Raw genomic sequence first — 3174 nt, 5'->3', positions numbered from 1 at the left:
AAAGTAGCAGCTTTCCCTCGAGCATCGCCAATCTGTTCCTTAAGTTCGAGAGATTGTTGATAAAATGCGATCGCCTTGGCTACATCCCCTTGAGTCGCATAAATTATTGCGAGACAGTGCAAAGTAGCGGCTTTCCCTGGAACATTGCCAATTTTTTCCTGAAGTTCGAGAGATTCTTGATAAAAGGCGATCGCCTTTGCTACTTCCCCTTGATTGGCATAAATTATAGCTAGACAGTGCAAAGTAGCAGCTTTCCCTTGAATATTGCCAATCTTTTCCTCAAGTTCGAGAGATTGTTCATAAAATGCGATCGCCTTGGCTACTTCCCCTTGAGTCGCATAAATTATTGCCAGACAGTGCAAAGTAGCAGCTTTCCCTTGAAGATTGCCAATGTTTTCCTTAAGTTCGAGAGATTCTTCATAAAATGCGATCGCCTTAGCTACTTCCCCTTGATTGGCATAAATTCCTGCTAGTTGGTGCAAAGTAGCAGCTTTCCCTTGAACATTGCCAATCTGCTCCTGAAGTTCGAGAGATTTTTCATAAAGTGCGATCGCTTTTGCTACTTCCCCTTGATTCGCATAAATTATTGCTAATTGCGGCAAAGTAGCAGCTTTCCCTAGAACATCGCCAATTTTTTCCTGAAGTTCGAGAGATTCTTGATAAAATGCGATCGCCTTGGCTACTTCCTCTTGCTTGGCATAAATTCCTGCTAGTTGGTGCAGAGTAGCAGCTTTCCCTTGAACATCGCCAATCTTTTCCTTAATTTCGAGAGATTGTTCGTAAAGTGCGATCGCCTTTGCTACTTCCCCTTGATTCGCATAAATTATTGCTAGATTGTGCAAAGTAGCAGCTTTTCCTTGCAGATTATCAATCTTTTCCTGAAGTTCGAGAGATTTTTCATAAAGTGCGATCGCCTTTGCTACTTCCCCTTGATTCGCATAACTTCTTCCTAATTCATGCAAACTACTTGCTTTTAAATATCTTAATTCTTCATCATCTTTCGCCAAATCTAACGCTTGTTCTAGATAGTATTTTGCTGTTGGGTATTCACTCCGGCTGCGATAGGCAATTCCCAACTCATTTAAAATTCTGATGCGATTTTTTAAATTCCCTTCAGTTTCCTTGCGCCCGTGCGAGGGAGTATATTCCATCAAAAATCGTTTTAATAAATCGATGCGTTCCTGCTTTTCCGGCACCTCGCCATTTGTAATCCCCTTGCTAGCATCCAGAGTTTGAGAAACCGCCTCATCTTTTGTAGTTGGAGGAGTTTTGAACACAAAAGTCCCCGAATTTTTAGCCCACAAATCCGGCGCCAAACTAGCAATTCGCGCAATCGCATAATGCGGCAAACAAAAAAGCATTGGATGCGGCACTTGCATCGGACAAGCATCTCGCACCCCATTAAAATCTACCAGGATCGGCGGAGATTCCCCCGTAATCCCGATCGCGTGTTCCAACCCCCGCACAATTAAAATTAACTTCTTGTGTGGTTGAACTTGGACTGTTGGCAAAACCTTAAGAATTTCATCCATCAAAAAGCGCAGATCGGGCTCGGGAAAATCCCAAACCTCAAACTGGATCTCTTGACAATCGGGATGGCTAATTAATGCGTGAACAATCGCATCCCTATCCTTCGCAAAATTACTTTCGATAAATCCCAAATCAAAGGCATTGTCGGGAACAATATCGACAAACGTCAGCAATTGGTCAAAAGACTCTTGATTTAGTTCAATTATCCTTTGCCGGCCTATTTCTGGGATTGGCTTGGATTGATTCAAGGGCTTGTTTGAAAGCATAGCTTTGTTTTACGAGTGGGTTGACATAATTCCACCGACTCTTGCCGTTGTATTACACAACGGAAAGATTGAATAATAAGTTTTGTCCTATTTTCTCTTTAGTTATCTCTTTCTCGATGCCAACTTCCGGTAATTTTGTATAATATTCTGGTTCAGGAGTAGATTTTTCAAAATCAAATTGCTGTTGTTTTAAAGCGTAAGTTACATTTTTCGCCAAAACTTTACTGTGTTTGCGAGTAATCGCAGTGCGGCAAGCCGATCGACTTACTTGCATCAACTGTCGCACGCGGGCACCCCTAGCTTTTACCAAATCTAGCAACTGTGGTCGATCTGCAAATATGGCACTTACATCAACCCGCTGGTGGTTCAAGCTGACGGAAGATTGAAAAGTGGCTTCAGTTTCTTGAGTAACATATTTAAACCGCGATGCAAAACTCTCTAAGAGTTTGGCGTCAAACTTCAGGCGTAATTCAGTTAAATCATCAGCTATTTTTTTGACACAAACAAAATATAGATCGGTATATTCAGCCTCATTAACATCGCGTTTCCAATCGAATTGTCTGTAAATCACCCGATATTTGTTTTCGCACTGCGACTGAATGCGTTTTAACTCTGTACTTTGGCCACATTCCCCATCCCCGGTAAACAAATTTGTGTCAAATTCTCCCGGTTCATGAATATCCAAATCTGTGCTGACACCTTCGATGGCTTCTGTGTTCCCTACTGCGGACAAGTCAACGTAATATCGCGCAATATTTTCGCCCGTTAGAGGCTTGACATCGCAAGGGCGGTAAGCTTCTTTGAGTGTTTTGGCGCGGTTGGCTGGCAGTGAAGTCATCGGGTTTTAGATTGGGGATTTTAGATTTTAGATTGAACCTATAGCTTGTACCGATCGCGAGTTGTCAGAATGTGGAGCTTGTGAAAGCTTATTTTAACTCACATCTTGCAAGATATGCGAGCTATAGCACTTAAAGATCTCTCGATCGTCCGATCGATCTCCTCTGCCACAGAAAAACATCGGGCCAAACAGCATCGGTTTCCGACAGCGCACTTCGGGGTGCGGCGGTGTAATCTATTCTAAAGTCATAGGCGGCGCGGCGATCGTAAACCCCATTTAATAACCTTTGTAAATCTAAAATTGGTTCCCCATCGCCCGCAAAGGCAAGGGAGAGGATTGTGAAAATTAAATGCACAACAGCTTATGATTTGGATTAATTGTGGAACGGGGGTCTCGCCCCTTAAGTTAATTGTGGAACGGGGGTCTCGCCCCTTAAGTTAATTGTGGAACGGGGGTCTCGCCCCCAGCCCTGTCAAGGTGCGGGAAGCTAGTCGTTCAGTTAATGTCAATAAGCGGCCTGAATTTTCAAGAATCTTTAGG

Annotated in this window: 3 protein-coding genes; all 3 read right to left on the bottom strand. The window is 43.1% G+C overall.

Features of this window, described 5'->3' with window-relative positions:
- Nucleotides 1-1796 (bottom strand): tetratricopeptide repeat protein (locus QUB56_RS36595; protein WP_332961256.1); only part of this gene is annotated, 1796 nt, incomplete at its 3' end.
- A 52-nt stretch (nt 1797-1848) separates the two neighbouring features.
- Complete coding sequence (locus QUB56_RS36590; protein ID WP_332961255.1) at nt 1849-2634, bottom strand: hypothetical protein; 786 nt, start codon at nt 2632-2634, stop codon at nt 1849-1851.
- Between the two features lie 130 nt (nt 2635-2764).
- Nucleotides 2765-2989: a DUF4058 family protein gene (locus QUB56_RS36585; RefSeq protein ID WP_332961254.1), complete on the bottom strand. Its 225-nt coding sequence runs from the start codon at nt 2987-2989 to the stop codon at nt 2765-2767.
- Between the last annotated feature and the right edge of the window lie 185 nt (nt 2990-3174).

The organism is Microcoleus sp. AR_TQ3_B6 (genome assembly GCF_036702785.1).
Taxonomy (GTDB): Bacteria; Cyanobacteriota; Cyanobacteriia; order Cyanobacteriales; family Microcoleaceae; genus Microcoleus.
Note: the sequence above shows the minus strand (reverse complement) of the source record. Positions and strands in the feature narration are given on the sequence as shown.